33 protein-coding genes are annotated in these 25,395 nt (G+C 30.1%); 10 read left to right on the forward strand and 23 right to left on the reverse strand.

The features are described 5' to 3' along the window. The first annotated feature begins 55 nt into the window (after positions 1-55). The gene (locus ACOQN8_RS11795) at positions 56-718 is read left to right on the forward strand and encodes an HAD family hydrolase (RefSeq protein WP_299123186.1); all 663 of its coding nucleotides are present in this window, start codon (positions 56-58) and stop codon (positions 716-718) included. On the opposite strand, the gene ACOQN8_RS11800 is transcribed toward ACOQN8_RS11795, so the two are convergent. Further along, positions 715-1,401, reverse strand: coding sequence for an SGNH/GDSL hydrolase family protein (locus ACOQN8_RS11800; RefSeq protein ID WP_420552829.1), 687 nt, complete (start codon positions 1,399-1,401; stop codon positions 715-717). The two genes, ACOQN8_RS11795 and ACOQN8_RS11800, sit on opposite strands and share 4 nt — an antisense overlap. Positions 1,402-1,497: 96 nt before the next feature. After that, the gene (locus ACOQN8_RS11805; RefSeq protein WP_420552830.1) at positions 1,498-2,160 is read right to left on the reverse strand and encodes an NAD(P)H-dependent oxidoreductase; all 663 of its coding nucleotides are present in this window, start codon (positions 2,158-2,160) and stop codon (positions 1,498-1,500) included. A 99-nt stretch (positions 2,161-2,259) separates the two neighbouring features. Between ACOQN8_RS11805 and ACOQN8_RS11810 the strand changes: the two genes are divergently transcribed. Next, the gene (locus ACOQN8_RS11810) at positions 2,260-2,595 is read left to right on the forward strand and encodes a winged helix-turn-helix transcriptional regulator (protein ID WP_150901253.1); all 336 of its coding nucleotides are present in this window, start codon (positions 2,260-2,262) and stop codon (positions 2,593-2,595) included. A 60-nt stretch (positions 2,596-2,655) separates the two neighbouring features. On the opposite strand, the gene ACOQN8_RS11815 is transcribed toward ACOQN8_RS11810, so the two are convergent. The 4 genes from ACOQN8_RS11815 to ACOQN8_RS11830 all read right to left on the reverse strand — a co-directional run bounded on the left by ACOQN8_RS11815 (position 2,656) and on the right by ACOQN8_RS11830 (position 4,200). Next, positions 2,656-2,835, reverse strand: coding sequence for a hypothetical protein (locus ACOQN8_RS11815; protein ID WP_420552831.1), 180 nt, complete (start codon positions 2,833-2,835; stop codon positions 2,656-2,658). 131 nt (positions 2,836-2,966) lie between these two features. Beyond that, complete coding sequence (locus ACOQN8_RS11820) at positions 2,967-3,425, reverse strand: HAD family hydrolase (RefSeq protein WP_420552832.1); 459 nt, start codon at positions 3,423-3,425, stop codon at positions 2,967-2,969. A 30-nt stretch (positions 3,426-3,455) separates the two neighbouring features. Continuing rightward, positions 3,456-3,890 carry a hypothetical protein gene (locus ACOQN8_RS11825; RefSeq protein WP_420552833.1) on the reverse strand — a complete coding sequence of 145 codons (435 nt, stop codon included), beginning with the start codon at positions 3,888-3,890 and terminating at the stop codon, positions 3,456-3,458. A gap of 13 nt (positions 3,891-3,903) precedes the next feature. Continuing rightward, positions 3,904-4,200, reverse strand: coding sequence for a hypothetical protein (locus ACOQN8_RS11830; RefSeq protein WP_420552834.1), 297 nt, complete (start codon positions 4,198-4,200; stop codon positions 3,904-3,906). A gap of 480 nt (positions 4,201-4,680) precedes the next feature. Between ACOQN8_RS11830 and ACOQN8_RS11835 the strand changes: the two genes are divergently transcribed. The 8 genes from ACOQN8_RS11835 (at position 4,681) to ACOQN8_RS11870 (ending at position 9,220) form a co-directional block, all read left to right on the forward strand. Beyond that, positions 4,681-5,130, forward strand: a complete 450-nt coding sequence (locus ACOQN8_RS11835) for a hypothetical protein (protein WP_420552835.1) — start codon at positions 4,681-4,683, stop codon at positions 5,128-5,130. Between the two features lie 87 nt (positions 5,131-5,217). Then, on the forward strand, positions 5,218-5,814 hold the full coding sequence (locus ACOQN8_RS11840; RefSeq protein WP_420552836.1) for a hypothetical protein: 597 nt from the start codon (positions 5,218-5,220) through the stop codon (positions 5,812-5,814). A gap of 42 nt (positions 5,815-5,856) precedes the next feature. Beyond that, a complete protein-coding gene (locus tag ACOQN8_RS11845; protein WP_420552837.1) occupies positions 5,857-6,237 on the forward strand; it encodes a helix-turn-helix domain-containing protein in 381 nt (126 codons plus the stop codon). A gap of 59 nt (positions 6,238-6,296) precedes the next feature. Continuing rightward, positions 6,297-6,692, forward strand: coding sequence for a VOC family protein (locus tag ACOQN8_RS11850; protein WP_420552838.1), 396 nt, complete (start codon positions 6,297-6,299; stop codon positions 6,690-6,692). A 15-nt stretch (positions 6,693-6,707) separates the two neighbouring features. Continuing rightward, positions 6,708-7,256, forward strand: coding sequence for a VOC family protein (locus ACOQN8_RS11855; protein WP_235274146.1), 549 nt, complete (start codon positions 6,708-6,710; stop codon positions 7,254-7,256). Between the two features lie 160 nt (positions 7,257-7,416). Beyond that, a complete protein-coding gene (locus ACOQN8_RS11860) occupies positions 7,417-8,034 on the forward strand; it encodes a hypothetical protein (RefSeq protein WP_420552839.1) in 618 nt (205 codons plus the stop codon). Between the two features lie 76 nt (positions 8,035-8,110). Further along, on the forward strand, positions 8,111-8,842 hold the full coding sequence (locus ACOQN8_RS11865) for a DUF6348 family protein (RefSeq protein WP_420552840.1): 732 nt from the start codon (positions 8,111-8,113) through the stop codon (positions 8,840-8,842). Further along, positions 8,843-9,220 (forward strand): hypothetical protein, encoded by a 378-nt coding sequence (locus tag ACOQN8_RS11870; protein ID WP_420552841.1) that lies wholly within the window; start codon positions 8,843-8,845, stop codon positions 9,218-9,220. Positions 9,221-9,227: 7 nt separating this feature from the next. On the opposite strand, the gene ACOQN8_RS11875 is transcribed toward ACOQN8_RS11870, so the two are convergent. From ACOQN8_RS11875 to ACOQN8_RS11955, 17 genes are all read right to left on the reverse strand, one after another. Then, positions 9,228-9,818, reverse strand: a complete 591-nt coding sequence (locus ACOQN8_RS11875; RefSeq protein WP_420552842.1) for an SMI1/KNR4 family protein — start codon at positions 9,816-9,818, stop codon at positions 9,228-9,230. A gap of 59 nt (positions 9,819-9,877) precedes the next feature. Beyond that, entirely contained in the window at positions 9,878-10,654 is a 777-nt protein-coding gene (locus tag ACOQN8_RS11880) for a hypothetical protein (RefSeq protein WP_420552843.1), read from the reverse strand. A gap of 78 nt (positions 10,655-10,732) precedes the next feature. After that, entirely contained in the window at positions 10,733-11,629 is an 897-nt protein-coding gene (locus ACOQN8_RS11885; protein ID WP_420552844.1) for an oxidoreductase, read from the reverse strand. Between the two features lie 79 nt (positions 11,630-11,708). Next, complete coding sequence (locus ACOQN8_RS11890) at positions 11,709-12,254, reverse strand: Crp/Fnr family transcriptional regulator (RefSeq protein WP_420552845.1); 546 nt, start codon at positions 12,252-12,254, stop codon at positions 11,709-11,711. 20 nt (positions 12,255-12,274) lie between these two features. Further along, positions 12,275-13,003 carry a hypothetical protein gene (locus tag ACOQN8_RS11895; RefSeq protein ID WP_420552846.1) on the reverse strand — a complete coding sequence of 243 codons (729 nt, stop codon included), beginning with the start codon at positions 13,001-13,003 and terminating at the stop codon, positions 12,275-12,277. Positions 13,004-13,029: 26 nt separating this feature from the next. Then, positions 13,030-13,980 (reverse strand): XdhC family protein, encoded by a 951-nt coding sequence (locus ACOQN8_RS11900; RefSeq protein ID WP_420552847.1) that lies wholly within the window; start codon positions 13,978-13,980, stop codon positions 13,030-13,032. Positions 13,981-13,996: 16 nt separating this feature from the next. Further along, complete coding sequence (locus tag ACOQN8_RS11905) at positions 13,997-14,389, reverse strand: hypothetical protein (RefSeq protein ID WP_420552848.1); 393 nt, start codon at positions 14,387-14,389, stop codon at positions 13,997-13,999. Between the two features lie 101 nt (positions 14,390-14,490). Continuing rightward, a complete protein-coding gene (locus tag ACOQN8_RS11910) occupies positions 14,491-14,865 on the reverse strand; it encodes a M23 family metallopeptidase (protein ID WP_420553776.1) in 375 nt (124 codons plus the stop codon). Between the two features lie 71 nt (positions 14,866-14,936). Further along, the gene (locus tag ACOQN8_RS11915; protein ID WP_420552849.1) at positions 14,937-15,461 is read right to left on the reverse strand and encodes a hypothetical protein; all 525 of its coding nucleotides are present in this window, start codon (positions 15,459-15,461) and stop codon (positions 14,937-14,939) included. Positions 15,462-15,505: 44 nt separating this feature from the next. Continuing rightward, positions 15,506-16,084, reverse strand: coding sequence for a GNAT family N-acetyltransferase (locus tag ACOQN8_RS11920; protein WP_420552850.1), 579 nt, complete (start codon positions 16,082-16,084; stop codon positions 15,506-15,508). Beyond that, positions 16,074-18,335: a xanthine dehydrogenase molybdopterin binding subunit gene (locus tag ACOQN8_RS11925; RefSeq protein WP_420552851.1), complete on the reverse strand. Its 2,262-nt coding sequence runs from the start codon at positions 18,333-18,335 to the stop codon at positions 16,074-16,076. The genes ACOQN8_RS11920 and ACOQN8_RS11925 overlap by 11 nt, the downstream gene beginning before the upstream one ends. Continuing rightward, positions 18,335-19,735, reverse strand: a complete 1,401-nt coding sequence (locus ACOQN8_RS11930; RefSeq protein ID WP_420552852.1) for an FAD binding domain-containing protein — start codon at positions 19,733-19,735, stop codon at positions 18,335-18,337. Before ACOQN8_RS11930 ends, ACOQN8_RS11925 begins: the two co-directional genes overlap by 1 nt. A gap of 52 nt (positions 19,736-19,787) precedes the next feature. After that, a complete protein-coding gene (locus ACOQN8_RS11935) occupies positions 19,788-20,285 on the reverse strand; it encodes a GNAT family N-acetyltransferase (protein ID WP_420552853.1) in 498 nt (165 codons plus the stop codon). An 86-nt stretch (positions 20,286-20,371) separates the two neighbouring features. Next, positions 20,372-22,216 carry a PLP-dependent aminotransferase family protein gene (locus tag ACOQN8_RS11940; protein WP_420552854.1) on the reverse strand — a complete coding sequence of 615 codons (1,845 nt, stop codon included), beginning with the start codon at positions 22,214-22,216 and terminating at the stop codon, positions 20,372-20,374. A 76-nt stretch (positions 22,217-22,292) separates the two neighbouring features. Continuing rightward, positions 22,293-22,976, reverse strand: a complete 684-nt coding sequence (locus tag ACOQN8_RS11945; protein ID WP_420552855.1) for a DUF6891 domain-containing protein — start codon at positions 22,974-22,976, stop codon at positions 22,293-22,295. A 48-nt stretch (positions 22,977-23,024) separates the two neighbouring features. Continuing rightward, positions 23,025-23,693 carry an FRG domain-containing protein gene (locus ACOQN8_RS11950; protein ID WP_150901235.1) on the reverse strand — a complete coding sequence of 223 codons (669 nt, stop codon included), beginning with the start codon at positions 23,691-23,693 and terminating at the stop codon, positions 23,025-23,027. A 21-nt stretch (positions 23,694-23,714) separates the two neighbouring features. Beyond that, a complete protein-coding gene (locus ACOQN8_RS11955; protein ID WP_420552856.1) occupies positions 23,715-25,361 on the reverse strand; it encodes a M1 family metallopeptidase in 1,647 nt (548 codons plus the stop codon). Positions 25,362-25,395: the final 34 nt, after the last annotated feature.

Raw genomic sequence — 25,395 nt, forward strand, 5'->3', positions numbered from 1 at the left:
ATAAAGTTCATAATCAAATAGCTATTTTTACAGTCCACAACACAAACAAAAATTAATGGCTTTAAAAGCAGTATTATTTGATATGGACGGTGTTATTGTAGACACTGAACCTTTACACAAACAAGCATATTTTTTAATGTTCGAAAAAGTAGGGATTGATGTTTCTCAAGAACTATACAATTCTTATACCGGACAGTCTACTATTGAAATATGTAAAGATTTAGTCAATAAATTTAACTTATCGTTAGCAGCTACAGAATTGGTGGCTTATAAAAGAGCCTTTTTTAAAGAGCTCTTTTTTTCTGATGATAACGATTTACAATTATTAGATGGCGTTTTCGATTTAATTAAAGATTATTACGATAACAATGTTACCTTAGTTTTAGCTTCTTCGGCTTCTATGGTTACAATCAATAATGTTTTTGATAAATTTGGATTGAACCCTTACTTTAAAGGTAAAATTAGTGGTGCCGATTTAAAGGCTTCGAAGCCTCATCCTGAAATTTTTATAAAAGCTGCTGAAATTGCTGGTTTTGCTAAGGAAGAATGTATAGTTATTGAAGACTCTACCAATGGTATTAGAGCTGCTTATGATGGAGGAATTTTCTGTGTTGCTTATAAAAGCACTCATTCTAAAGGACAAGATTATAGCTTAGCTCAGAAAATTGTTACTAGTTTTTCTGAAATCAAATATGATTTGAGTAAGGAGCTTGTTTAGTTTGCTTCTTTTATAATGTATTCTATCATTTTATGAAATGATGTTGGATCGCTAATCCATTGTGAATAGTCTTTATAGTTTAATTCTTTTAGGCTTTTCTCTGGATGTAACTTATGATATATTGTCAAAGCTGCTAGGAAACTTCCAGCTTTTGACGGATGAAAATTGTCAAGGCTATATAGTTTTGACAATTTTTTATTTGTATTGTAGGCTTTCCATATTTTCCCTACAGGAAATAACAAGGCATTGTTTTTCTTTGCTGCTGCTTCATGGTTTTGGATTACTTTATCAAATGTATAGTAATATTGTACCGATGGCCATACCATAAAATATCCTAACTGTGCTTGGTGTTTACTTGCTAAGGTTTTCATTTTTGCTCCATCTTCTTCTAACATTCTTTTACCCGCTGTTTGTGATGATGGTCCTTGTTGTATTAGTATATAATCGTATTGTTTCTTGTTAAGTTGTTTTTGCACGTTCCCATCGTGTAAATGATCTATAATTGCATAGTTTGGTAAACATATACTTGTGGTACTTATGGTTGTTCCATTTTGTTTACCTAAGTATTCTAATATTTGCGGCATGTTATTAGAATAAGTTAAACTATTACCTACAAACATTATTCTTTGTGCGTTTACTGATACTTGTATTAATATAACGATGAGTACGATTATTCTTTTCAAGACTAACTTTTTTCTAAATTGGACTTGTAACAAAGATAACTGAAAAGAGGTGAATGTGTTTTTCTCCTCTTTTCTGCTTTCTTTTAATCGAGTTTCTTATTTCCAAGTTACTATGTTTTCTAGTGTTCTTCTAGACTTTTCTCTAGGTTCATTTTTTCTATATCCAAATGCTACCATGTATGAAAGACCATATTTTTCTGTATCTATTCCAAACTTTTCTTTTAATACTTCTTCTGTTTTTTCTTGATGAAACCCTTCTATAGGACAGCTGTCTATTCCTATCAATGCTGCTGAGGTCATCATGTTTGCTAATGGAATATAGGTTTGTTTTGATGCCCAATCGAATAAATGTCTGTCAGTATCTAAGTTAAAGTCTCTTTCTTGGAACTCTCTGTAAAACTTTGTGTAAGTTTCCATTACATCTTCTGGAAACTGTTTTACGTCTTTCATCATATGTGTTATGTACTCGCTGTTCCATTTGGTCATTGGTGATTTCATGGTTAATCCTAATACATAATGACTTGCAGTATCTAATTTTAAAGGTGCTCCCCAAGCTACTGGTTTTAGTAATTCTCTTAATTCTTTGTCTTGTACTACTACAAAGTGCCATGGTTCAAATCCGAAAGAGCTTGGTGATAACTGTGCTGTTTTTAAGATGAAATTAAAATCTTCTTCTGTTATTTTTTTTGTGCTATCGAATTCTTTACAAGCATGTCTGTTGTTAAATGCATTGATAATGTTTTCTTTAGTGATATTCATTTGTTTATTTTTATACTATAATTATTATAGTAGCAAAATTAAGTATAGTTGTTTATCTTTGCAATAACGGTCAAAAAGGATAGTTTAAATTTTTTGTTTATGCATACGTTTAATGGTACTAAATACCCATGCTGTACTAGCTTAACTATGGGATTGATAGGAGGGAAGTGGAAAACGGTAATTTTATATTACTTAAAAGATAAAACCCTACGTTATAATGAGCTTCGTAAAGAAATGCCTACGGTTACCGAACGTACTTTGAGTTTGCAATTAAAGAAATTGGAAGAGGATGGTATTATTAAAAGGAAAGTATATGTTTCTAAGCCACCTTTAAAAGTTGAGTATTCTTTGACTGATTTTGGTAAAACCTTGATTCCTGTAATTGAAGCTATTGCCGATTGGGGTGACTATGTGGTGAATTCTTACCAAAAGTAAATTCTTTCCCTAAAAGATGATGAAATAAAAAAACGAACCGAAGTTCGTTTGTGTGATTCATTATAATATTTCACAATAACCTAACCAACAGTTAAATCCTTCATTAGCAAATATTGGATGGTTAGCCCATCTTTTTTTACAATCTAATGCAGTGTTACAAGTTCCCCATCTTCCTCCATGAACTTGTTTTTGTTCTTTTTTATTTAATTCTGTTCCTAAGTTAGAAATGTTTTTTAACATGATATAGTTTTTTAAGTTTCTCAAAACTAGTGCTTTTGGTTTTTGAATCATGATAAAAATCCTTACTTATAGTAAGGTAAATCCTTATTTTTTAAAGTTTTATATTTTTTGGATAATTATATTATTGATACCTAGATTAAATTTTCTAGTTCTTTGATTTTATTATTTATTTTAATTACCCAATCTTTATCAGAAGGATTAATAATAATAGTTTTAAAACCATATTTATTTCCTTCAATTTCAACACCTTTTAAATCATCAATATGTATATGAAAATTAAATGCTGGAGGGAATTTAGAAGCATTATTATTTAAAGAGTTTAAAATTTGTCGATTTTCTTTTTCATTTATAACTCGGTTAACTTTTATTCCATAATATTTTAAAGTATATCTGATTTTTCTTTTTGAGCGGAATGATGTAGTGTATATATGGACTTTGTGTCCTCTTTTTTGTAAATTAAAAATTAGTTTGGTAGTTCCTTTTCTTATTTCTTCAACTCCAAATAGTTTTGCAATTGTGCTAATATTTTCGGTTTCAAATTCTTTTCCGTTAGGAATTAATGTACTATCAAGATCGAAACTTATATTCATTTAAGTAATAATTTTTTATTAATGTATAGCTTACTTTTTTGTATAATATTCTTTTTTAAGTGTTTGTATTCTATTTACAATTATTCCAATATAGGCTGTGAAAATAATGAGATATGAAAAAAAGACTTCCCAGTGATCTAAGATATCGTCTCTAAATATGACTTTGAATTCTTTGCCTAGTATCCAAACAATAGTTATTATTAAAACTGAAAATGTAATTAGTGATATTAGATTGTGTTTTGCTGATTTGGGTTTGTAACCTTTTAAAATTTCTTTAGTATGTAGAAGTAGTATTGCAATGGTTAATATGTGTGGTAACGTTAGGTTCCAAAAATTATACTTTTCTTCTCCAATATTTCCTAACGTTAGCAAAACAAAAGTAATTGAACCTAAAATAAAAATTGTAAATACAGTTCCAGCAACCCAGATTAATTTTAAAAGTATTTCTAGTTTGTTAATTTTCATTTTTATTAGAGGATTAAAATCTACAAGCTATCGTTTGCATGGATGTTTTATCGGAATATTCTTCTTTCCAATAATGTGGATCATTTACATCCCTATACTCTAAACCTTTTATGGTATACTTTTTTATAAATGGTTTTTTCATAATGATTAAAACTGAATTCTGTTTTGGCCAGCCTTTGCTAATTTCTGCAACTTCATTACCAGTTTTAATTTCTGCTTTTAATAGCGTTTCTATGTAAGGACTTATTTCATATTTTAAAATGGTTTCCATAGAAGGATTTTGATTTGTTTGAAAGTCTCTATTTTTCATTTAGTCTTAGCTTATTTTTTCTTTAAAGTTACAACTTAAATAAATGTTGTTTATAAAAAATATTTATTTAATGAAGATATTGGTCTTTTTAAAATTAAGAGTTTTCTAAAATAGACCGCTAGAATTCTACTTTAAGATGGTAGTTTTCTAAATGAGACCGTTAGTTTTCTTAAAAAGGTTGTTAAAATACTCGAACCGATTGTTAAAATATATAATGAGATTGGCAGTTTTCTACTTTAGGGTGGTAGTTTTCTAAATGTGATTGCTAGTTTTCTTAAAAAGGTTGTTAAAATACTCGAACCGATTGTTAGAATATATAATGTGATTAGCAGTTTTCTACTTTAGGACGCTAGTTTTATAAATTAGGGTGATAGAATATTCAATGGGATTGGCAGTTTTATACTTTAGGATGCTAGTTTTATAAATTGAAGTATTAATTTTATGAACTTAGAATGTAAGGGAGAATTTTTAATTGATTAGATGGAAAACATTATTGTACATGGAAGAGATACTTCTTTAAACTTAACTTTTGTAGATGCATTTCATCCATCAGAATTAAATATTAAAGCTGAACATTGGTATTATAGATATAAGCTTGCTCTATTAGATAGTTCTTATGAATTTGATGGTTGGTTTACTGGAAAATTTTGGCATTTAGAAAAAGAAGAAATAATTGTTTTTGAAGAGTATATAAATGAAAAATTTAATGCTGAAATTATTAAAGAAGACAAAGATGTTGAGTTACGACTATTTCTAGTTGATTTTAAAAGAAATGCTGTAGTAAAATTTTCTCGATTAAGTGAAGGAAGATTTGAAGTAATAGAATTGACAGAAAATAGATCAATAATCTATCTTAAAAAGAAGTATGATAGAATTGGAGAATTTGAGGTTAGTCTAGATTCTTTAAAGTTTATAGCGATAAATAATTAAATAACAATATCCTTTTATATTTACCATTCTAAAACCTCAGATTATAATATTACTTCCTATTATATCTGAGTTAATTAATTGCAACAAATGAAAAAAACTGAAATAAGATTACTAGTTGGAATTGGTGTTGTAATTTTATTATTAGATGCTCTTTTTATGAAGTATTGGGTAAATAGCATAAAACCTTATACTAATATGTCTGTTAGTGTAGAAATTTACAGACCAAAAATTTTTATAGTTAATATTCTTATAGGAGGAGTTATTTTCTATTTTAAAAGAATAGTATCAGTTCTATTTTTTGTTAATGCCTTTGTTTGTTATTTTATCTTCTCGTTTTTCTGGAACTCTTGGATAGAAGAGCATCCATATTCTAGACAGCAATTTCTTTTTAATTCCGATAATAAAAAGTATAGTTTAATCTTAGAGGAGAATCCAAATTTTTATGCTATATATCAGATAAAACCAAATTCTAAAGATTCATTATTAATTCTTTATGTTGGTGAAAATGAGAGAAAAGGGGATAGGGTTTTCTTAAAAAGAGAAAGAAAAAACACAAATGATTTAATGTATGTATATAATAATGAGTTGATTGGGTTTTCTGAAAAATTAAACAGTATTAAATTATTGAAAATCACACAAGAAACTCAAAATAAAGAAGAACTAACCTTAAATAGAAATCAATAATTTTATTCTTGTTATATTTATATACTGACACTAGAAGGATAAATGAGTTTTTATAAAGAAGAGATATTACGAATTAAAGCTGATTGTTATGCAAATCAATGGCAAATTGATACTGTTATTGGTTTAAGGAATTATATAAACAAGAACTTTAAAGAAAATTTAAATCTTGATCTCTTTTCTCGTATTCGATTTGTTTCTAAATATCACCTTTTGCGTTTGTTTAAAAGATACTATGGACAAACTCCTAATCAATATTTGATTGATAGGAGGATTGAAATGTCTAAAGAATACATAAACAATGGTTTGTCGGTGTCTGATACTTGTTTTGAGGTTGGGTTTGAAAGTCTAAGTTCTTTTAGTAATTTATTTAAAAGAAAAACAGGGTTTTCTCCTAGTGCCTATCGAAAGCGCAATTTTCGATAAATTTCTTTGGCTTATAATTCGAAACTTTGCAGTATCAAATCATTTTAAAATTATAGAAGATGAAAATTAGAATTGTAAGTGTGCCTGTTCATGACCAAGAGAAAGCTCTTGTGTTTTATACTGAAAAACTAAATTTTGTTAAGAAAATTGATGTTCCTGTTGGTGGTGATAATCGATGGTTAACATTAGTTTCTGGTGAGGAGCAAGATGGTCCTGAGTTGTTATTGGAGCCTGCTCCTAAAGATTTTGAACCCGCTAAAGTTTATCAGAAAGCTCTTTTTGATGCTGGTATTCCTTATACTCAGTTTAATGTTGAGGATGTTGAAAAAGAATACAATAGATTGGTTGATCTTGGTGTGGTTTTTAGTGTAAAGCCTACTGAAATGGGAACTGCGAAACTGGCTGTTTTTAATGATACCTGTGGTAATCATATACAGATTGTTGAAATCTTATAAGTTGTATTATTCGGTATGAGAAAACTTATTGTATTTGTAATTCTTGGAGTTATTACTGTTTGTTGTAAAAATTTCAAGGCAGAAGGAAACTTAAACAAAGAATTAAATCATTTAAAACAAGAAAGGGATAGTATGTTAGCTTTATTAAATCAAAACAAATCGAATGCTGAAAATGGAATTGCAAGTTTTTTGACTTTTCAAGACGGTAATGCAGAAGAAGCTATGAATTTTTATGTGGACTTGTTTGAAAACTCAAAAATTGTTGATATTCAACATAATCAAAAAAATGAACCTGGTGCAGGTAAGGTAAAAGTAGGTCGTTTTATATTGAACGGAAGCCTTTTTATGTGTAGCGATAGTTATATTAAACACGATTGGACTTTTACTCCTGGTGTTTCTTTATTTGTAGATCTTAAGTCTGAAGAAAGTATTGCTAGTACTTTTGAAAAACTCTCTGAAGGTGGTAAGGTTATGATGCCTTTAGATAACTATGGGTTTAGTAAAAAGTTTGCTTTTGTTGAAGATCGCTTTGGTGTTTCTTGGCAATTGAACCTAACCGAATAAATTTATTTTATTTTTATAAAAGTATTAACATCCTATATCTGCCGAAAGAAAAAGGTAGCATAGGGTGTTTTTAGTTTATAAAAGAATAATTATATGCTTATTTTTACGGTCAACGTTTTACATTGTTATGTGTAAATAATTTATATAAAGATAAAATTGAATGAAAAAGAATATTGCATTAATCTTGATTTTGGCTATGATTTTCAGTTGTAAATCTCAAGAAAATTTAAAGAATTTTTATTATCCATTTTCTAGTCAACATGAAACTAAGGTATATAAATATGTTGATAAAAATGATTCTACAAAAATTGAGTATTGGAAAGTAACGTCCATTCCTGAAACTAAGGAATTAAAAACGGTTTCTTATGATTCTAATTTCAATATCTATAATAAATTTAATGAAGTTATAACTGAAAAGGGAGCAGAGTTAACTTCTTATATCGATTTTGAAATAGATAGAGATGGAAATAGAAAAGAAATTAAAGCTAAAATAATTGATAAAGATGTTTATAAATGGAATGGAGAGAAAGTGTATACTTATTCAGTTAAGTATGTAAATAAGTATGGTCGTTTTGAATTTGAAAAGAAAAGAGCAGAAATAGGAATTGAGACTATTACTGTAAGAGGAAAAGAATATAAAGCTGTTAAATTTAGAGATGATTATATAATTAAAGCACTTGATCATAAGGTTGAGCAAATATTTTATCAATATGCATACTATGTGAAAAATATTGGAATGATAAAGTATAAAGAAAAATACCTATTCAACACGAAGTAATTGAATTAGAATTGGTAGAGATTATGACTGAAAAGGAGTTTGAAAAGTTAAAAGCTTAATATAGATTTTAAACAGGATGGGAATATTTAATTTTTTTAAGTCTAAAAAGAAAGAAGAACCAATAGATATAAATTCCTATTTACTTCTTAAACTGAAAGAAAGAATTGAAGAGGGAGGACATACTGTAGTGTTTTCAACTGAATATGCAGGCTTAATTGTCAATTCGGAAATAGAGATTGCTACGGCTATTATACCTGGCGATTTCCATTCTTCAATTTTACCTTTGTTAACTGTTACTATTCATAAGGATTATTTTCCTGAGGGTATTCAATCTAGTTTAATGGGGGCTGGTATTACTGCTGAAGAAAAAGTTGAGTCTGCTATAGATAATTATATTAGTACAACTTATTCAACGATTATTGATAGTTTTAATGATACGCATTCTGAGGAGTTTGATTTTATAGCTGTTCTTAATCATCGAGAAGTTTTATGGCACCCCAAAATGAGTAATGATTTTTTTCAAGGAAATTGGAATGAAACTGATGACCAAACAAGTTTATATTCTATTATAGAAAATGAGATTAAGAATAATCTTTTGGATAATAAGTTTAATTGGTTGAAATTGTATATATCAAGACAACCTAATGGAGAAATCTCAGGAGAATGTCTTTTAAATAATGATGTTTGGGAAAAAGGTTATTATTTGCTTGAAGAATATGCTAAGACCTGGAAAGATGATGGTGAGTTCTTAGGTCAGAAACAATTTATAATGTTTAGAAGATGTGATTCATATGATAAAAATATTTAAATGGAAAGAGTTAAAAAATTAGCAGAAGACACAAGACAACAGTTAAAACTTAAATATGATTCTAAATCAATTAAATTTTTAGAAGGTTTTATTGAAAGAGTAAAAATGAATTTTGGAAAAGAAGAAAGAGAAGGACTAATCACATCATGTGGAGCTTTTCTTGGAGAAACTATAATTAAAAATTATGGAGGAGAATGGGGAAAGGATTCTAACGGAGTAACATGTGTAAAGTTTGATAATAAAAATGTAGCTTATCCTTTTGCTAAAGTTGAAAAACAATTTGAAAACGGATTAGAAGATTCTGTTTATTCCTTTTTTTCTGTAATTCCATCCGTTTTTGAAATTAAAAAAAAGAAATGGTGGCAATTTAGTTGGTAATAAATTTTTATTGAAATAACATTTTTAATTCTTTATCTAGCCAAGCTTCGTACCAATCTAAGAATTGAATTCGTTCATTTTTATCAGAATAAGTTTCAGGGAAAATTCCTTGATCGTTACACCTATCATCAACCCATAAATTTCCATGTTCTGCTCCGTAAACGACTAAATTTATAGAAACACCACAACCAAAATTTGAGATTCGTAGAAGTCCGTTTATCCATTTATTTTCAAAATATTCTTCTTCGTTTTCCGCTGTTATTTCGATGAAATTCCAAGGGGTAGTGTGTAGAAAAGGTTGGGTAAGATTGATTAAGTCATCTTTTCTTTTATAATCTAAGTCAGAGAATCTTCCATTTTCTAGAGGTTCAAGTCCATAGTAAGGTCCTACACCACCATTTCCAATATTTTTTAAGAAGCTTCTATATTCTTTTGGAAGTGTTATTGAATATTCTTTTTCATAAGCGATTAACTCTTGCTCTGTTTTTCTTTTATTGAGTTTGTATTTATGATTTTCAGAACCAAAAACTTTGTAGTTCTTATCTAATTTTTTTAGTAAGCTAAGTTTTTCTTTTATTCTTTCAATTTTTTCAATCATTTAGATGTGTACTTAGTAAAAGTATTATTTTAAAATGTATATAAAATATTCTTTGTTATTCAATTAAACTGTTCTGGGTTTATCGATCCTTTAAATGGTTTTGAATATATTATTTTATTATTAGTTTTGATTTTGAGCCTGATATCTGTTTTGAAAGAGCCTTGATAATGCGCTTTTTTTATAACAAGTATATCATTTTTTCCTAAATAATAGTCTCCATAACTATTACCACAAAAAGAGTAAAGCCACTTTTCTATTGGTTTCCAATTTCCTTGTTTGTTTTTTGCTTCTTGTATTAAAATTATTGCACCATCTTGATGCTCAATTTTAATTGTGTCTTTAGACTTATTTCTTATGAAGATAGGATATGCTTTAACATATTTTCTAGGTCTATTTTTCCATACATCTAATATTGAATCACTTAAATGTTTATCAATATCTGGATTGTTTTGACTAATGAAAACAGGAGGAGGGGGAAAAGAAAATTGTTCTATATCAATACTCAAATTTTGTGTTGTATCGGGGATGATTTCTATTTCTGTATGTTTGTTATTAGCTTTTTTAAGACTTCCAAATTCATAGTTAGGGTTTATGTTTTTTTGAGCAATCCAGATTGAATCTTCATTTGTGCCAATAAATATTAATTGGTTATAAGGAAGAGAGGTGTTTTTAGTATCAAAAAACTTTTTAGCAATAGGTAATGAATCAATAATGATTGGGTTTTTCCATTTTTTTGATATTTGTTTCTTTTTCTTATTACACGATAGTAAAGTAGCTGAAAGTACTATTAATAAAGATGTTTTTATTAAATGCTTATTATAAGGATATAATTTCATAGTTATCGAAAGGTACTAGAAATATGGTAAAGTATCAAAATAAAAAAGGCTTAAGAAAACTCTTAAACCTTAACTGCTTTAAAATTCATAATTAACGCCTGTTGTTTCTACACTATATTCCCATAGTTTTTTTGCTAAGACTTCATCAAATACTATTTCTTTTAGTTTTGTTGGCTTTGGATTTCCTCTAATAAACCATCTAGGACCAAAATAAGTTTGTCCTTTGATGCTTTTAGCTGTTGCCCCCATTAAAGCTGGTAAAGCTCCCATTTTAACCGACTGTGCCATGGTTTTATAAAAGAGTCCTTTTGCTCTTCCTTTTTGCCCTTTGGTTGCTGAAAGTCCTGGATGTGCACCTACCGAAATTGCTGAATATTTATGTGTTTTGAATAACTTATCGAGACTAACCATAAAAAGTAAATTGGCTAATTTACTTGCTCCATAACATTTGGTTCTTTCGTATGTTCGTTTTTCGTAATTGATGTCGTCAAAATCGAGATTTGCAAAAAGATATGCTCCACTAGACATTGTTACGATTCGTGCATTTGGTGTTTTTTTAATTTGTGGTAATAATAATCCAACCAAGGCAAAATGTCCTAAGTGATTTGTTGCCATATGCATTTCAACACCATCTTTAGTAAGTTGATGTTTTTCTAGACTTACGACTCCTGCATTGTTAATCAGCATGTCTAAACGATTGTATTTTTTAGTAAATTCTTTGGTGAACTCCTTTACCGAATTAATATCGGTTAAATCCAAACGAATAACATCTGCATCAATTTTTTTGTTTAATGTTTTTTCTATTTGGTTTATTGCTGTAAATCCTTTGTCAATAGTTCTACAAGCTATTATGATTGTTGCATTTTTTCGTGCTAACTCTAAGCTTACTTGATATCCTAACCCTGTATTACCTCCTGTTATAATCGCTACTTTATTACTAAGGTTTGGTATGTTGTTTTCGTCCCACTTTGCCATAATTTCTTTTTTACCTTCCGTAAATTCAATGCAAAATTGTGACTAATAAGTTTTTTAAATCTGAAATTAATTTCAGAAATCAAAGTTTGTGTTTTAGTTTGCTAAGCCATTGTGGTGTAATTCCGAGGAAATTTGCAATGTATTTTGAGGGTACTTGTTGTACAACTTGTGGCAAGTTTTGGTGTAGGTATTTTAGCATTTCTTCACTAGTCAAACTAATTAACATGGCTCTTAATTCGTTTTTATCTAATAAACTCATGATTCCATAGTTTTGAAAAACTTCTGCTAATTTTGAGCTTGCTCTAAATTCCGTAATTGTTTCTTTTGTAAGTTCTATTAACTCAGTATTGGTAAATGTAGCAAGTCGGTATTTGGAAGGTGTATTATAAGTAAATGATTGAGCTACTGTCGCTATAGGATGATAGTTGGGGATGAAAAAATTGATAGCTCTTTCTTCTCCTGTTGTTGGATGTACATGATACAATACAGCACCTCCTTTTTTTACTAAAAATAACTTTTGTGCTATTTCATTAAATTCTATTAATGTTTTATGGCTTTGTAGTTTAATTGGTTTTCCAATTTTTTCAAGCTCTAGAAACAGTGTATTGATTGTGTTATTGTCCATGCTTTTGAAAGATAGTGGAATTATTGCGAGGAATAAAATAGTTTTTCCTGCTCTATCATTTGAATTACAGTTGAGATCTTTTCAGAGTATTTCTTGTTAATTTCATCAATTCTGAAGAATTCTTTTTCTAGATATTCAATCAATCCTTTTTGATTAACTATGAACTCACTAAATTCTTTGTGATAGATTTTATCTCCAACTTTTAACCCTTTATTCATTAAATCTGTTCCATTTCTGTAAAAGAAATAAATAAAGTTCTTTAAAGTGTTTTCGTTTTTTGCTATTTCCCATTGGTTTAACAAATACTGAGGTGTAAAGAAGAATGAATAATATTCTAAGTCAGAACTACTAATTTCAGAATAGGGGGCATTTACAAAACTATTCCAATCGGCTAAAATGAAATTATTAATAGCGTCAATTTCATTTTGTTCCCAAGTTTTCCATTCTATGCTTTCTAGTTTAATGGTAATTTCACACAAATCAATTAAACCTTTACCATTTTTTTGATTATGAACTTCAAGAACTCTTGGTAAAAAATGTTTGTAGTGTTCTACACTTCCCCAAGTATAAGTGGCTTTTCCGTGATAATATGAGAAATCATCTTCTTCTAGATCTCTTAATTTTTTAGAAGCTAGTTTTTTAACATGAACTTCTTTAATACAACCACAATCACAATAATACATATCAGAAGTGGTATATTTTGAAAATACGCTATATAGGTTTTCTATGGCTTCTTTTATATCGATCATTTGAATAGGGGAGTATTACTAGAATCTTACTTTCCTAAATTTTTAACTTGTATAATTTGTGCAGCAATACTTACTGCAATTTCTTCAGGTGTTTCACTTTTGATTGAAATTCCAATAGGAGCGTGGACAGTATTTAGTTCTTCTTGTGTAAACCCTTCCTGTAATAACACATCCCACATTGTTTTTAGTTTGGCTTTACTTCCTAAAACTCCCATAAACTTATAGTTGTTTTTTAAAAGTTTACTCAAGACTAATTTGTCATCTGTGTATTTATTCGTCATAATAGCTACGTAGCTAGTATTACCTTTAATAATGTAATCACTAACATTGTTGTAGTCTATTATTTGTTTTTGATGTGCAAATTTGTTGTTTTCTAAAGTGTTGAGGTTTTCTCTGTTGTCAAATATAACAACATGGAAACCTAGTTTTATAAATAGTTCTGAAACGGCTACTCCTACATGACCTCCTCCTACAATATATAAGGTTTCTTTAAAACCTATGTGTTCTTTAAAATACCAATCGTTATTAGTGTTGATTTGATATTCGAATTGATTTTCAATGGTTTCTTTTGTAAATGTGAAAGAGTTAGGCGTTAATTGCAAACTTCCTTTTTCTCCTTTTTGTAAACAATTAAGTAGTTCTTGAATTGTAGTTATGTGCTCACTATGTAAACAGTGAAATGCAACTGTTTGCTCTCCTGAACAAATCATTCCAGATCCATCTTTGATGTTTCCTTTATGTATTTGTTTTTTTATAAAAGTAGGAGAGTGTTCTTTTTGAAGTAACTCCTGAGCTTCTTCTACCAAAGAGAATTCCATAACACCTCCACCTACTGAACCATAGATGAATTTGTTTTGAGTAACTAGCATTTTAAACCCTTTCCTACCTGGTGAACTCCCAAAATTTTCTATGACTGTTAAGACATATAGTTTTTGATTGTTTTGTAGTTGTTCTAATACGTGTTTCCAGAATTCCACTTTGTATACTGATAGTTTAATTAAAAATGGTTTCGCTTAAGGCATAGTATATTGCCATTAATGCCGAAAATATAGCACTAGCCATAAATCGCCAATCTAAACGAATTTTGTTTTGAATCAAATAATTAGCGATAAATGATATTGGTATGTTTGCTAAAAACGACCAACATGCTATGATTAGCAATTGACTATTTATCAAATCATAATTTCTTGTAAATAACTTAATAAAAGCTAAATGCCTGAAAATCCATAACGGATTAAAATAAGCTATTGCTAAACCTGTTTTTGCTAATGTTTTTTTTATACCAAAATATGCCGCTGTTTTTTTATCTATCCAAGTAAAGTAATTAGGTATTTCAAATGCATAAATAGTGGCTCCCACTAAAACTATTCCGAGTAATCTATACATAGAAAACTCGTTTAATAATAAAGCGGCAATGGTATCTCCTGCACTATAAATAATAGCGCCTCTTATGATATTATGTTTGGTATATTGTAATTTGATAGCGATTAGTTTGAAATGATGTCTCCTTTTACTGGAGAATAGTTAGACTTTTCGTTTCCGTTAACGTTTACTTTGTCAAAGAAACATTTTACTCCATCGGCTCCATTGATATCCTCGATATTTTGTACATGAAAATGTAATTGTGGATAATAGGAAGCTCCTGAATTTCCTATTTGTGCTATGGTTTGTCCTTTAGTAACCTTATCACCGACTTTTACTTTGATCGATTGGTTTTTTAGGTGTCCAAAAAATAGAAATTCATTATTTTTTGTTTTTAAGATAACCGTATTTCCTGAATAATAATAACGATTGATATGTCCTGGAATGTTATCTTTTATTCCATTGATAACCGATACTATTTCTCCTTCTACTGGAGCAATAACTTCTTTGCCAAATGAAAAGTGGTTTTCGTTTTGACGTCTATTACCTGTGTATCGTTTACTGTCTTTATTTAATAAAACAAAGTCGAAAGCATTTTTTTGGTATTTTTTTGGTAGTTTATGGTCTGGTGATTATTTTGCTTTTTAGTATCACCTCCTTGCATAACCCACCATTTTCCTTCTTTAAAAGGCAGTGTTATTTTTGAAATGTTTTTTTCTAAAACTGGATTGTCTCTGTATAAAAAAGCATCTAGTTTATTTAAAATTTGTTCACTTGGATAAATTTTAAATCGTTGATTTCCTTTTTCAAACTTTACATTAAAGCGTACTGCTGCTCGTGAAACTTCAATAAAGTTAAAATACTTAATCTTACCATATTTGGTTTGAAACTCTGATAAGATTGAGTTCCATTTTTCTTTTGAAACTTTTTTTTGAAAAGGAACTGTAAATCGGTTATAAATTTTACCGTATAATTCTTTGTTGTAGTTTTCTTCAAAGTAAAACATAAATTGACTTGCGATGGCTTTTTTACTTTGTGAATAGGTGTGTAAACTAAAAACTAAAAGGATTAGTAGTAAGGTTAATTTGTTTTTCATGACAATTGATTTTTGGAGTGTTCTTATTTAATAGCTTTTTTGGACTACAAATCTGTTTTTAATAGCGAGTATATTTCGCTATCTAAAAACTTTCCATTGTAGTAATAGTTTTCTCTAAAATAAGCTTCTTTTTTAAAGTTAAATTTTAAAAGTGCTCTTTTTGAGTTTTCATTTTCTGGATTTACATTGGCTTCTAAACTATGTAGGTTCAAGATGTTGAAAGCAAAATTAATTAACGTAACCATGCTCTCTTTCATATAGCCTTTTCCCCAATAATCTGGACTTAAGACATAACCTATTTCACCTCTAAAGTTTTGCCTGTCCAATTTCCAAATCCCAAAATCACCAATAAGAGTATTGGTGTTTTTATCGATAATTGCCCAAGTAATTCCTTTCTTTTCTGAGAATGCCTGTTGAATACCTTCAATTCTTTTCTCAGTATCTTCTACTGTTTTAGGAACTTCTGAATCCATGTATTTGGAAACTTTTGGATGTGATCGAATATAAAGTAAGCTAGCAGCATCTTCTTTTTGATATTCTTTAAAAAGAAGACGCTCGCTTTCTAGCTCTGGAAACTTTTCGAAAATTGTTTCGTTTATGATATGTTCAGTATTATTTTTCATACAATCCCATTAACACTTTTTCTGGTGTGAATGGTGAGTGGAATTTTAATTTGTAATTTGGATTGAACTCCTTAACGGCTTGTTGTATGGCAAAATAAACTCCAATTCCGTACATTAAAGGTGGTTCACCTACAGCTTTTGATTTTTGAATAGCCATATCATTACCTGCTGTTTCTACTGGAATAGTTTCTACTGTTTTTGCTGCCGAAAAGATATCTGGTACTTTGTATGTTGATAAAGCATTTGATAACAAACGTCCGTCTTTGTTATAAGCAATTTCTTCCATTGTCATCCAGCCAATTCCTTGTGCAAGTGCTCCTTCTATTTGACCTAAATCGATTCCTATGTTCATTGACTTTCCAAAGTCGTGTACAATTTTTACAGAATCAATTTCGTAAGTACCTCTAATACAGTCTACCGTTGTAGTTGTAATTGCCGTACCGTATACGTGGTATGCAAATGGATGTCCCTTTTCTTTGGTCTTATCAAAGTGAATCACTGGCGTTGCATAATGTGCATTTTCTGATAATGCTACACGTTGTAACATTGCTTCTGCAATTAATGCTTCCCAAGTAAGTGTTGACTTTTCTCCGTTTACTAAAACCGTATCTTCTTTAAAAGAAATGTTTTTTTCTTCGGTTGAAAGCATTTTTGAAGCTACCGATGTTAATCTTTCTATTAGTGAATTACAAGCCATTTCTACTGCTTTACCATTTAAATCGGCTGTTGAACTTGCTGCAGTAGGAGAGGTGTTTGCAACACGTGTAGTATTGGTTGTTTCTAACTTTAATTTCGATGCAGAAATACCAAAAACTGATTGGGCTACTTGTAACATTTTTGTGTTTACACTTTGCCCCATTTCTACAGCTCCTGTTGATACACCTACACTTCCATCTTGGTAAATGTGTACCAATGCTCTTGCATGATTCATTGGTGTGTTGGTAAATGAAATTCCGAAGGTTATTGGCATTAACGAAATTCCTTTTTTATACAGCTTATTTTCGTTGTTGAAGTTAGTTACTTCTTCTTCTAACTTTTCTAACTCAAATTTATCTTTGGCTGTAAACCAAGTATTTTTAGCTTCTACTTGCTTGGCTATTTGCCCATATGAAAACTCATCGTTTTCATCTATTAAGTTCGCTTCTTGTATGCGTCTTCTATTAACTCCTATTTGATCAGCTGCATCTGCAATTGCACTTTCTATTACAAACATTCCTTGCGGTCCTCCAAAACCACGGAAAGCCGTGTTTGGTGGTAAGTTTGTTTTACAACTGTATACGGTTGTACTAACGTTTGGAATAAAATAACTATTGGTTGCGTGAAATAATGTTCTTTCCGCAATAGCAGGCGATAAATCGGCAGCTGCTCCTGAATTTTGTAAGAACTCTACTTCAAACGCTTTTATTTTTAAATCTTTTGTTAATCCAATTTTATAAAAAGAAGAGTAGGGGTGTCGCTTACCTGTCATACGTAAATCGTCATGACGATTTAACATATACTTTACCGGACGGTTTAAGTGTTGCACTGCCACTGCAGCCATAACTGCCCAAGGTGTTGCTTGATCCTCTTTTCCTCCAAATCCACCTCCTAAACGGATAACATCCACCTCTATTTTATGCATTGGAATACCCAATACTTTGGCTGCTGTTTTTTGTACAGCAGTTGGGCCTTGAGTAGATGATACCAATTTAATGTTTCCATTTTCTTGTGGAATCGCATAACATCCTTGTGTTTCTAGGTATAAGTGTTCTTGTCCGTTTGAAAAAGTTTCTCCTTCAAATACATAATCACAATTGGCAAATGTATTTTCTGAATCTCCTAATTTAAAAGAACGTGGTGCATTGATAAAACTCTTTTTTTCTTTAGCTTCTTTTGCTGTGGTAATTACAGGTAGTTCTTCAATATCTATAGTAATTAAGGCTCTCGCTTTTTTAGCTATGGCTTCGCTTTTTGCTACGATAAATGCTATAGGTTGTCCCCAAAAGTGTACTTCATCTTCTGCCCAAAGAGGCTCATCTGGAATTATTCCTCCAATTTGATTTTCTCCTAGTACATCTTTGTAGGTAAATATTTTTACAACACCATCTAGTGCTTCTGCTTTTGAATAGTCTACCGATTTTATTTTTCCATGTGCTTTTGGCGAATCGAAACACAATCCGAATAAAGCATCTTGTCGTAACATTAAATCGTCAACAAATAACGATTCTCCTCGAACGTGCGTAAAACTGTCAATATTTTTCATCGTCTTCATTAGGCAATCAGTTTTTTTAGTTCAACTTCATTAGGAAATAACTCTATAAAATGTGCAAAGAATAATTGTTTTGCTAACAAACGTTTGTATTCTGAAGCACCTCTAACATCACTAATAGGTGAAATCTCTGATTGTAAAACAGCTTCTGCTTCTTTTATTGTTTCTGAATTGATTGTTTTTCCAATTAGAAATGCATTGGTTTTTTCCAAGTATTTTGGAGTTGCTGCTACACCTCCCACTGAAAAGTGTGCACTTGTAATAATATTGTTATCTGCAGTAATTCTTCCTGCAGCATTTACACTTGCAATATCTAAATGTGTACGTTTACTTACTTTTTCAAAGTTGAAATAATCGTTTGATTGTGGAACTTTAAAAGAGATACTCTTTAAAATTTCCCCTTCTTGTAAATCGTATTTTTTATAATCTTGATGAAAGTCTTGGAAAGGGATTTGCCTTTCTGAAGCATCGTCTTCTTTCTGAATTGTTAAAGTTGAATTTAATGCCAAAAAGAAAATAGACATATCACCAATAGGTGAAGCATTTACAAAGTTCCCTCCAATAGTTCCCATGTTTCTAATTTGTTCTGATGAAACTAATTTTAAAAACTGTTTAAGTTTTGGGAACAAGGTTTGAAGTTTTTTGTTTTCTGCTATTTCAGTAACCGTAGTATTCGCTCTAAGGGTGCAAATTCCTTCTGTAAATGAAATTCCTTTTAAAGCATTTTGATCTGTTAATAAATGTACATCTTCTTCTGCCATTTTATCTGCATGACGTACATAAACATCGGTTCCGTTGGCTACTTTTACTCCTGTTTTTTCAAAAACTTTTGGTTGTAATTGTGCTAACTTTTCTGGAATGGTTTTAAAATAATTCGGAATAAATCCTTCGTTGATTAACCATTCTATTTGGTGGTTTTTATCTTTTTGTTCAAGCTTTTCTTCTATTTCTAAACCAGCTTTCTCTATTGATTTATATCCTGTACATCTACAAATGTTACCACTAATAGCATCGTTGCAAGTATTTGATTTACTATCGTCTAAAGCATACCCGGTCATAGAAACAACAAAACCTGGTGTACAAAAACCACATTGTGTTGCATAATTGTCGGTCATTGCTTTTTGAACGGTGTTTAATTCCTTTGGTAAGTTGGTTCCTTCTACGGTAACTATATGTTTTCCATTTGCATTTCCTAATGGTGAAATACAAGAGGTAATACTTTGATAAGCAACATTGTTATTATTTAATTCTCCAACTAAAACAGTACAGGCTCCACAGTCTCCTTCTCGACATCCTATTTTTGTACCTTTTAACTGTTGTTGTTCTCGAATAAAATCGAGTAAAGTAACACCCGATTTTTCGGATGTTTTGATAATCTGATTGTTAAGTATAAATTGTATCATAATGCAGAGGGCAAGATACGAATTTGTGTCGAAGTGTATAAGAGTTTGTTTTTTATACTAGTTTTTTCTCCATTTTATAATCGTTTACAGAGTGCCCGTTTGGAAAAGAGTTTGTTATTGAATCGATTATTTTAAATCCATTTTTTTGATAAATCTCTACAGTGTTTTGGTTTTGTTGATTAACAATCAATTCAATGTTTTCGATATGGTTTTCTAAAGCATACTGATGAACATAATTTAAAGCACTCTTTCCTATTTTTAAACCACGAAAAGCTTTTAATATATACAATTTGCTTAAAATTAGTTTTTTATCAAGTTTTTGAATTCCTAAATATCCTACATTTTCGTTTCTATATTGTAAAAGATAATACTGATAGTTTTCTTTTTTTACTTGGTTTTCAATTGCTTTTTCTGATTGAAATCTTTCTAAAAAATAACGAGTGTGTTCAGCAGGAATTATAGGGTCATAAACTTCATGTAAAATGATGCTTGCTAATTTTTCAATTACTTTAAATTCGGTATTTGTAAGAGCTTCTTTTATTGTTATCATATTTAAACTTTAGAAAGAAAAAATGGCTGTATGCACTATTTTAAAGTTTACATACAGCCATAAATTTATACTGTTATATCTCAGATTTATATACTTTTAACAAAATCTAAAAATACTTTTTTGTGTAATTCTAAATCCATGTCTGGCGAAAGTGCTACACGCGCAATATAATCTTTGTCTCCTTCTTTAGTAGTTCCTTGTGTTGAAGTAGCCGGAATAGTCCAATAGCATCCTTTTAACTGTCCGTAACTTACACAGTATTTACTTTCGTTTGGAATTTCTGTAATCATTAAGTTGATTAACTTATGATTCAAAGCTCTTTTATAAGTTTCCTTTTCTTCTGCTGTATCTCCTTTTGTAGGAAGATCTAATGAAAAAACTGATGGTGTAAATCCTTGTTCTGCTAATTCTTCCGATACAAAGTTGATTTTAGCTCCAGGTAATGTTTCTTCAATAAAGCTAACAAACTCACGAGTGTTTTTATAAGCTCCTGCAATTCTTTGTACCATTGAAGGCATTTGTTCTGCTAGTATTTCATATTGAAGATGTGTAGCTTCATTGTCGCAAAGATTTAAATGTGCTTCTACTTTATCTAGTAAAGCATCAGTCATTTTATTTCCTACACAGTAACCCGCTGTACATTTTCCTCCACTTGGAAATTTTGATCCACTAGCAAAAGAAATGGTTCTTACTGTTGAAAGTATTTCTCCTTCTCCTAAAAAGTGTACGTTTGGACAAAATGTTTGATCTAATATAAATACTGGATCAATAGCTGTTTCTCCTGATGGTGTTGTGCGCTTTTTACTAAGTGTTTCTTGTAGTTTTACAAGATTTGGAACTTCTACTCTTGGGTTTGTAGGAATCTCAGCAATGATATATGGAACGGCATCTTCACTAGCAATTTTATTTAGAACTACTTCTATACTTTGTACCATGTCGTTACCACTATCTACTGGTAAGTCCATGATTTCTACATTATCTAAACAAGAAGCAACACGTCTTGCTTGGTCGTTAGTCCCTCCATAACAGTTTGGAGGTACTACAAACTTGATTGCTTTCCCTTTGTGGTTTTCTTGTGCGTAATCTACAAGTCCCATTAAAATGGCATATTGTATAGATAATCCACTAGAACCTACCAATGCTTTGGTGTTTGAACCTGTAATAGTTGCTATTGAATTTAAAACTGATTGTTTGTTGTTAGTAGTATTATTATCAGTATGAGTGTAAGTAGTTTTTTCTACTAACATTTTTAATGCCTCCAAGCAATTTGCTGGTGTCATAGCTACTGTTTCTCTTCTTCGTACATGCTGTATTTCTGAAATGTACGATTCGTTTTGAGCTCCGTTAACTAATAAGATACTTCCTAAATGTGGATAAAGACTAATGTAAAAATCAATATTTGAATTTAGCTCAAGTGCCTCAACTTTTTCTTGCTCTGAAATGAAAACGGTACTACCATCAAATTCTGTAACTTCATTTGAACTTTCAACTTGTTTTAAGTCGAATTGGTATCCATATACATTTCGAATGATTTCTGCATCAAACGAACTAGGTAAGTTTCCTGTGTAAAGGATTTGAGTTTGCTTATTTTCTAATAAGTTTTTTCTTAAAATAGCTAAAATAGGAACAACCTGTGATGAAAAACTGATGACATTTTCTGAGTTTAGGTTGTTAATATTCGCTACTCCCCATTCTAATACACATGATAATGGATGTCCTAGTCTTATATAATCGTAAGCTGTAGGTAATTCATTTAGAGTTGCTGTGTCTGAATTATTGTTTTCATATAAAGCTTCAAACTGTTCTATGAATTGAGTTTTAGCTAACTCTTCGTTGTATATATCTAGTCGATGTGTCGTTATGCTCAACCATCCTGTTGGCATATTTTTTATCACATCTTTTATGTAGTTTAACCTTTTGTTTTCTTGCATAATTAGTGCCTTTTAATGGGGTGGCAATATACGCCAAATAGATTTTTTTATAAAGTGTTATGAGATGTTTTAGTCCTTACCAAAACTTCCAAAATGGCTTTTTAGAGTGGTTTTTGGTTTGAATGTTATTTATTTTATAATGTTTTTCCATTAAATCAAATACTTGGTTATAATTGTAGTCAATATTATCAACTGTTTTTTTCCAGTTAATTTCAGAAATTTCAATTCTAGTATCCAAAGAGTTGTTCCATTTGATAGTAAAACCATTCTTTTTTAAAACATCAACTATTTTTTTAGCAACTTCCATAGCAAGTTCATCATTTTGATTATGACTATCGTATCCAATAAATAATGTTTTTTCTTGACCAATAGCTCTTTCTAAATCTTGTGTATGATAATAACAGTATCCTTTAGCTAATATTCCAATATTTTTTAATTCATCAATAATTTCTAAACAATCGCCTTCTGCATCTTGTCTGGTGTATCCTGCTTTGTGAAGAGAAACAATTCCTTCTTTATTTAACTCGTTGAAAGATTTAGCTAATCTTTCAAAGTCAGTTGGTTTTTCCCATTTAAGACTTTCAGTTTGATGTGTTTTTAACCTTAAATCAATTTCTTTTTTTAACCAGTTTGTATCAAGTTCTTCATAATCATAAAACATATCATTTATACTTTCAAATAATTTTTTTTCATTTTCAAACCCAAAAAGAATATCTTTTTTTAACTGTTTTAGTATTTCTTCTTTTATCTCTTGGTTCATGATTGTATGTTTATTTTGTGATAAATGTGTTTTGTTTTGATAGAATGTTTAATAAATACTAGTTTCCAACCATTTTAAATCTTTAGCAATTCCTTCTAAACCTGGATAAATCATTCGTTGATTTATTCCGTACTTGAATAGTGTTCTTTTAATATCTCTTTTTACTTCTTTTGGAATGATTACTTTTTTCATTTTTTCATGTGTAAACACTTCCTCTGGGTTATTATGTACGGTAAATAATCCTGATTGATTTTGTATTCTTGAAGAGATATAAGGAGGTCTGTATTTTTTAACTTTGTTTAGGCTCTCTATTTTAAAAGTGTCTGGATTTTGAATTGTACTACATCCCGATAGTAAAAACAAGGCTCCATCTGTATCTGGATTGTCTTCAACAGCAAAATATGTTGCTACCAATGGATTATAAGACCAATCTAAAAGACGTGTTGGGAGTCCAAAATGCTGAGCTACAGCTAGCCATTCTAACTCTGAACTTGGTCTGTGTTCCAAGTAAGGGAGTGAAGACTCTTTAAATAATTTTAATAAACGTTTTTCTAGTTGTTGTGTTGTTCTTCCATAGAATGAATCACATCTTCCTAAAGATGTTTTTAATTCGTATTCGGAATTTGAGTGGCCTCTGAAAACAAAATTTTGATTCTCTTTTTCGCGTTCAAATTCTTTTAAAAGTTCCTCAAATTTTGCAATTTTTACTTCAGTCATTTTAGTTACGGGGGATTGTGATTAATTTACTTTTTTGGTTTTTATATAAAAATTAATATCAACTTCTATATCGTTTGATTTGATTGTTTTTGTTTGCCAATTTTCTGTTGGTTTTAACACTAGTATATTATTATTTACTTTAATATTCAATGGCATATTAAAGTCTTTAACTACGTTAGTCCAACGATACGATAGTTTGTTGTTTTTAATTTTGTATTCGAAAACAGGTATTTTAACAGTACGTAAATATTGATCGAAAATCTTCGTTAAATCTAAACCAGATTTTTCAATCATATAGTTTTCTATTTCTTTAGTAGTTACTGTTTTATGGTAGAATGTTTTATTTAATCCACGAAGAATCTTTCTCCATTTTTTATCATTATTAATCAATTGTCTAATAGTGTGTAACATATTAGCTCCTTTATAATACATGTCTCCTGAACCTTCATTGTTAACATCGTATTGTCCAATAATAGGAATGTCATTTTGAATAGCTCTTCGCGTTCCTATTACATAGGCTGCTGCAGCTTCCTTTCCATAGTAATAATCTAAAAACAAGTTTTCAGAATAGGCTGTAAAGCTTTCATGAATCCACATGTCTGCTATATCTTTATAGGTAATATTGTTTGCAAACCATTCGTGTCCTGATTCGTGAATAATGATGAAATCGAATTTTAATCCCCATCCTGTTCCGGATAAATCACGACCTAAATACCCGTTTAAATATTGGTTTCCATAAGTAACAGAACTTTGGTGCTCCATTCCCAAATAAGGAACTTCTACTAGTTTGAATCCGTCTTCGTAAAAAGGATATTTTCCAAACCAATGCTCAAAAGCTTTCATCATTTTTGGAGCATCCTTAAACTGTTTTTTTGCCTTTTCTAAATTGTAGTGTAAAACATAATAATTCATATCTAGTTCACCATCTTCACCATTATATTTTTCTGAAAAATGAATATAATCACCAATATTAATGTTTACTCCGTAGTTATTAATTGGGTTGTTTACAAACCAATGATAGGTAGTTGTATTGTCTTTATGATGTTCCGTTTTACGTAAGCGTCCGTTAGAAATATTCATTAAACCTTTTGGTACTCGAACATTGATAGCCATACTGTCTACTTCATCATACATGTGGTCTTTGTTTGGCCACCATATACTTGCTCCTAATCCTTGACAGGATGTTGCTACAAAATGTTTTCCGTTTTTATCTTTTTTCCATGAAAAGCCACCATCCCAAGGAGCGCGTTTTGCTTCTCTTGGTTTTCCTTTATAGTATATATCTACTGAGTTAATACTTCCGGTTTTTTGCTTTTCTTTTAACTGAATAAAATGAGCATTTCCCTCAGAGATTATATCTAATTTTTTTCCGTTTTGTATTGCCTTTGTTATTTTTAAGGGAGCTTGCAAGTCTATTTGTAAAACATTGTGAGGTTTTAATACTTTGTATTGTACTGTATTTTTTCCTTGAATGAATTTTTTATCAGGATCTACTTGCACATTTAAATCGTAGTAAGTTAAATCCCACCAAGCACGTTCCTTAGTAATACTTCCTCTTAAAGAATCTTGACGTGTAAAGTTTTTTGAGTGGTCAAAAAGAGAAGTTTGCGAAAAAGACAAATAAGAACTTAATAAAGTTAAGGTAAGAAGGAGGTGTTTTTTGAACATAATCACTAATTAAAGCGCTAATATAAGTGTTTAA

The organism is Tenacibaculum aiptasiae (assembly GCF_965221665.1).
Lineage (GTDB): Bacteria > Bacteroidota > Bacteroidia > Flavobacteriales > Flavobacteriaceae > Polaribacter > Polaribacter aiptasiae.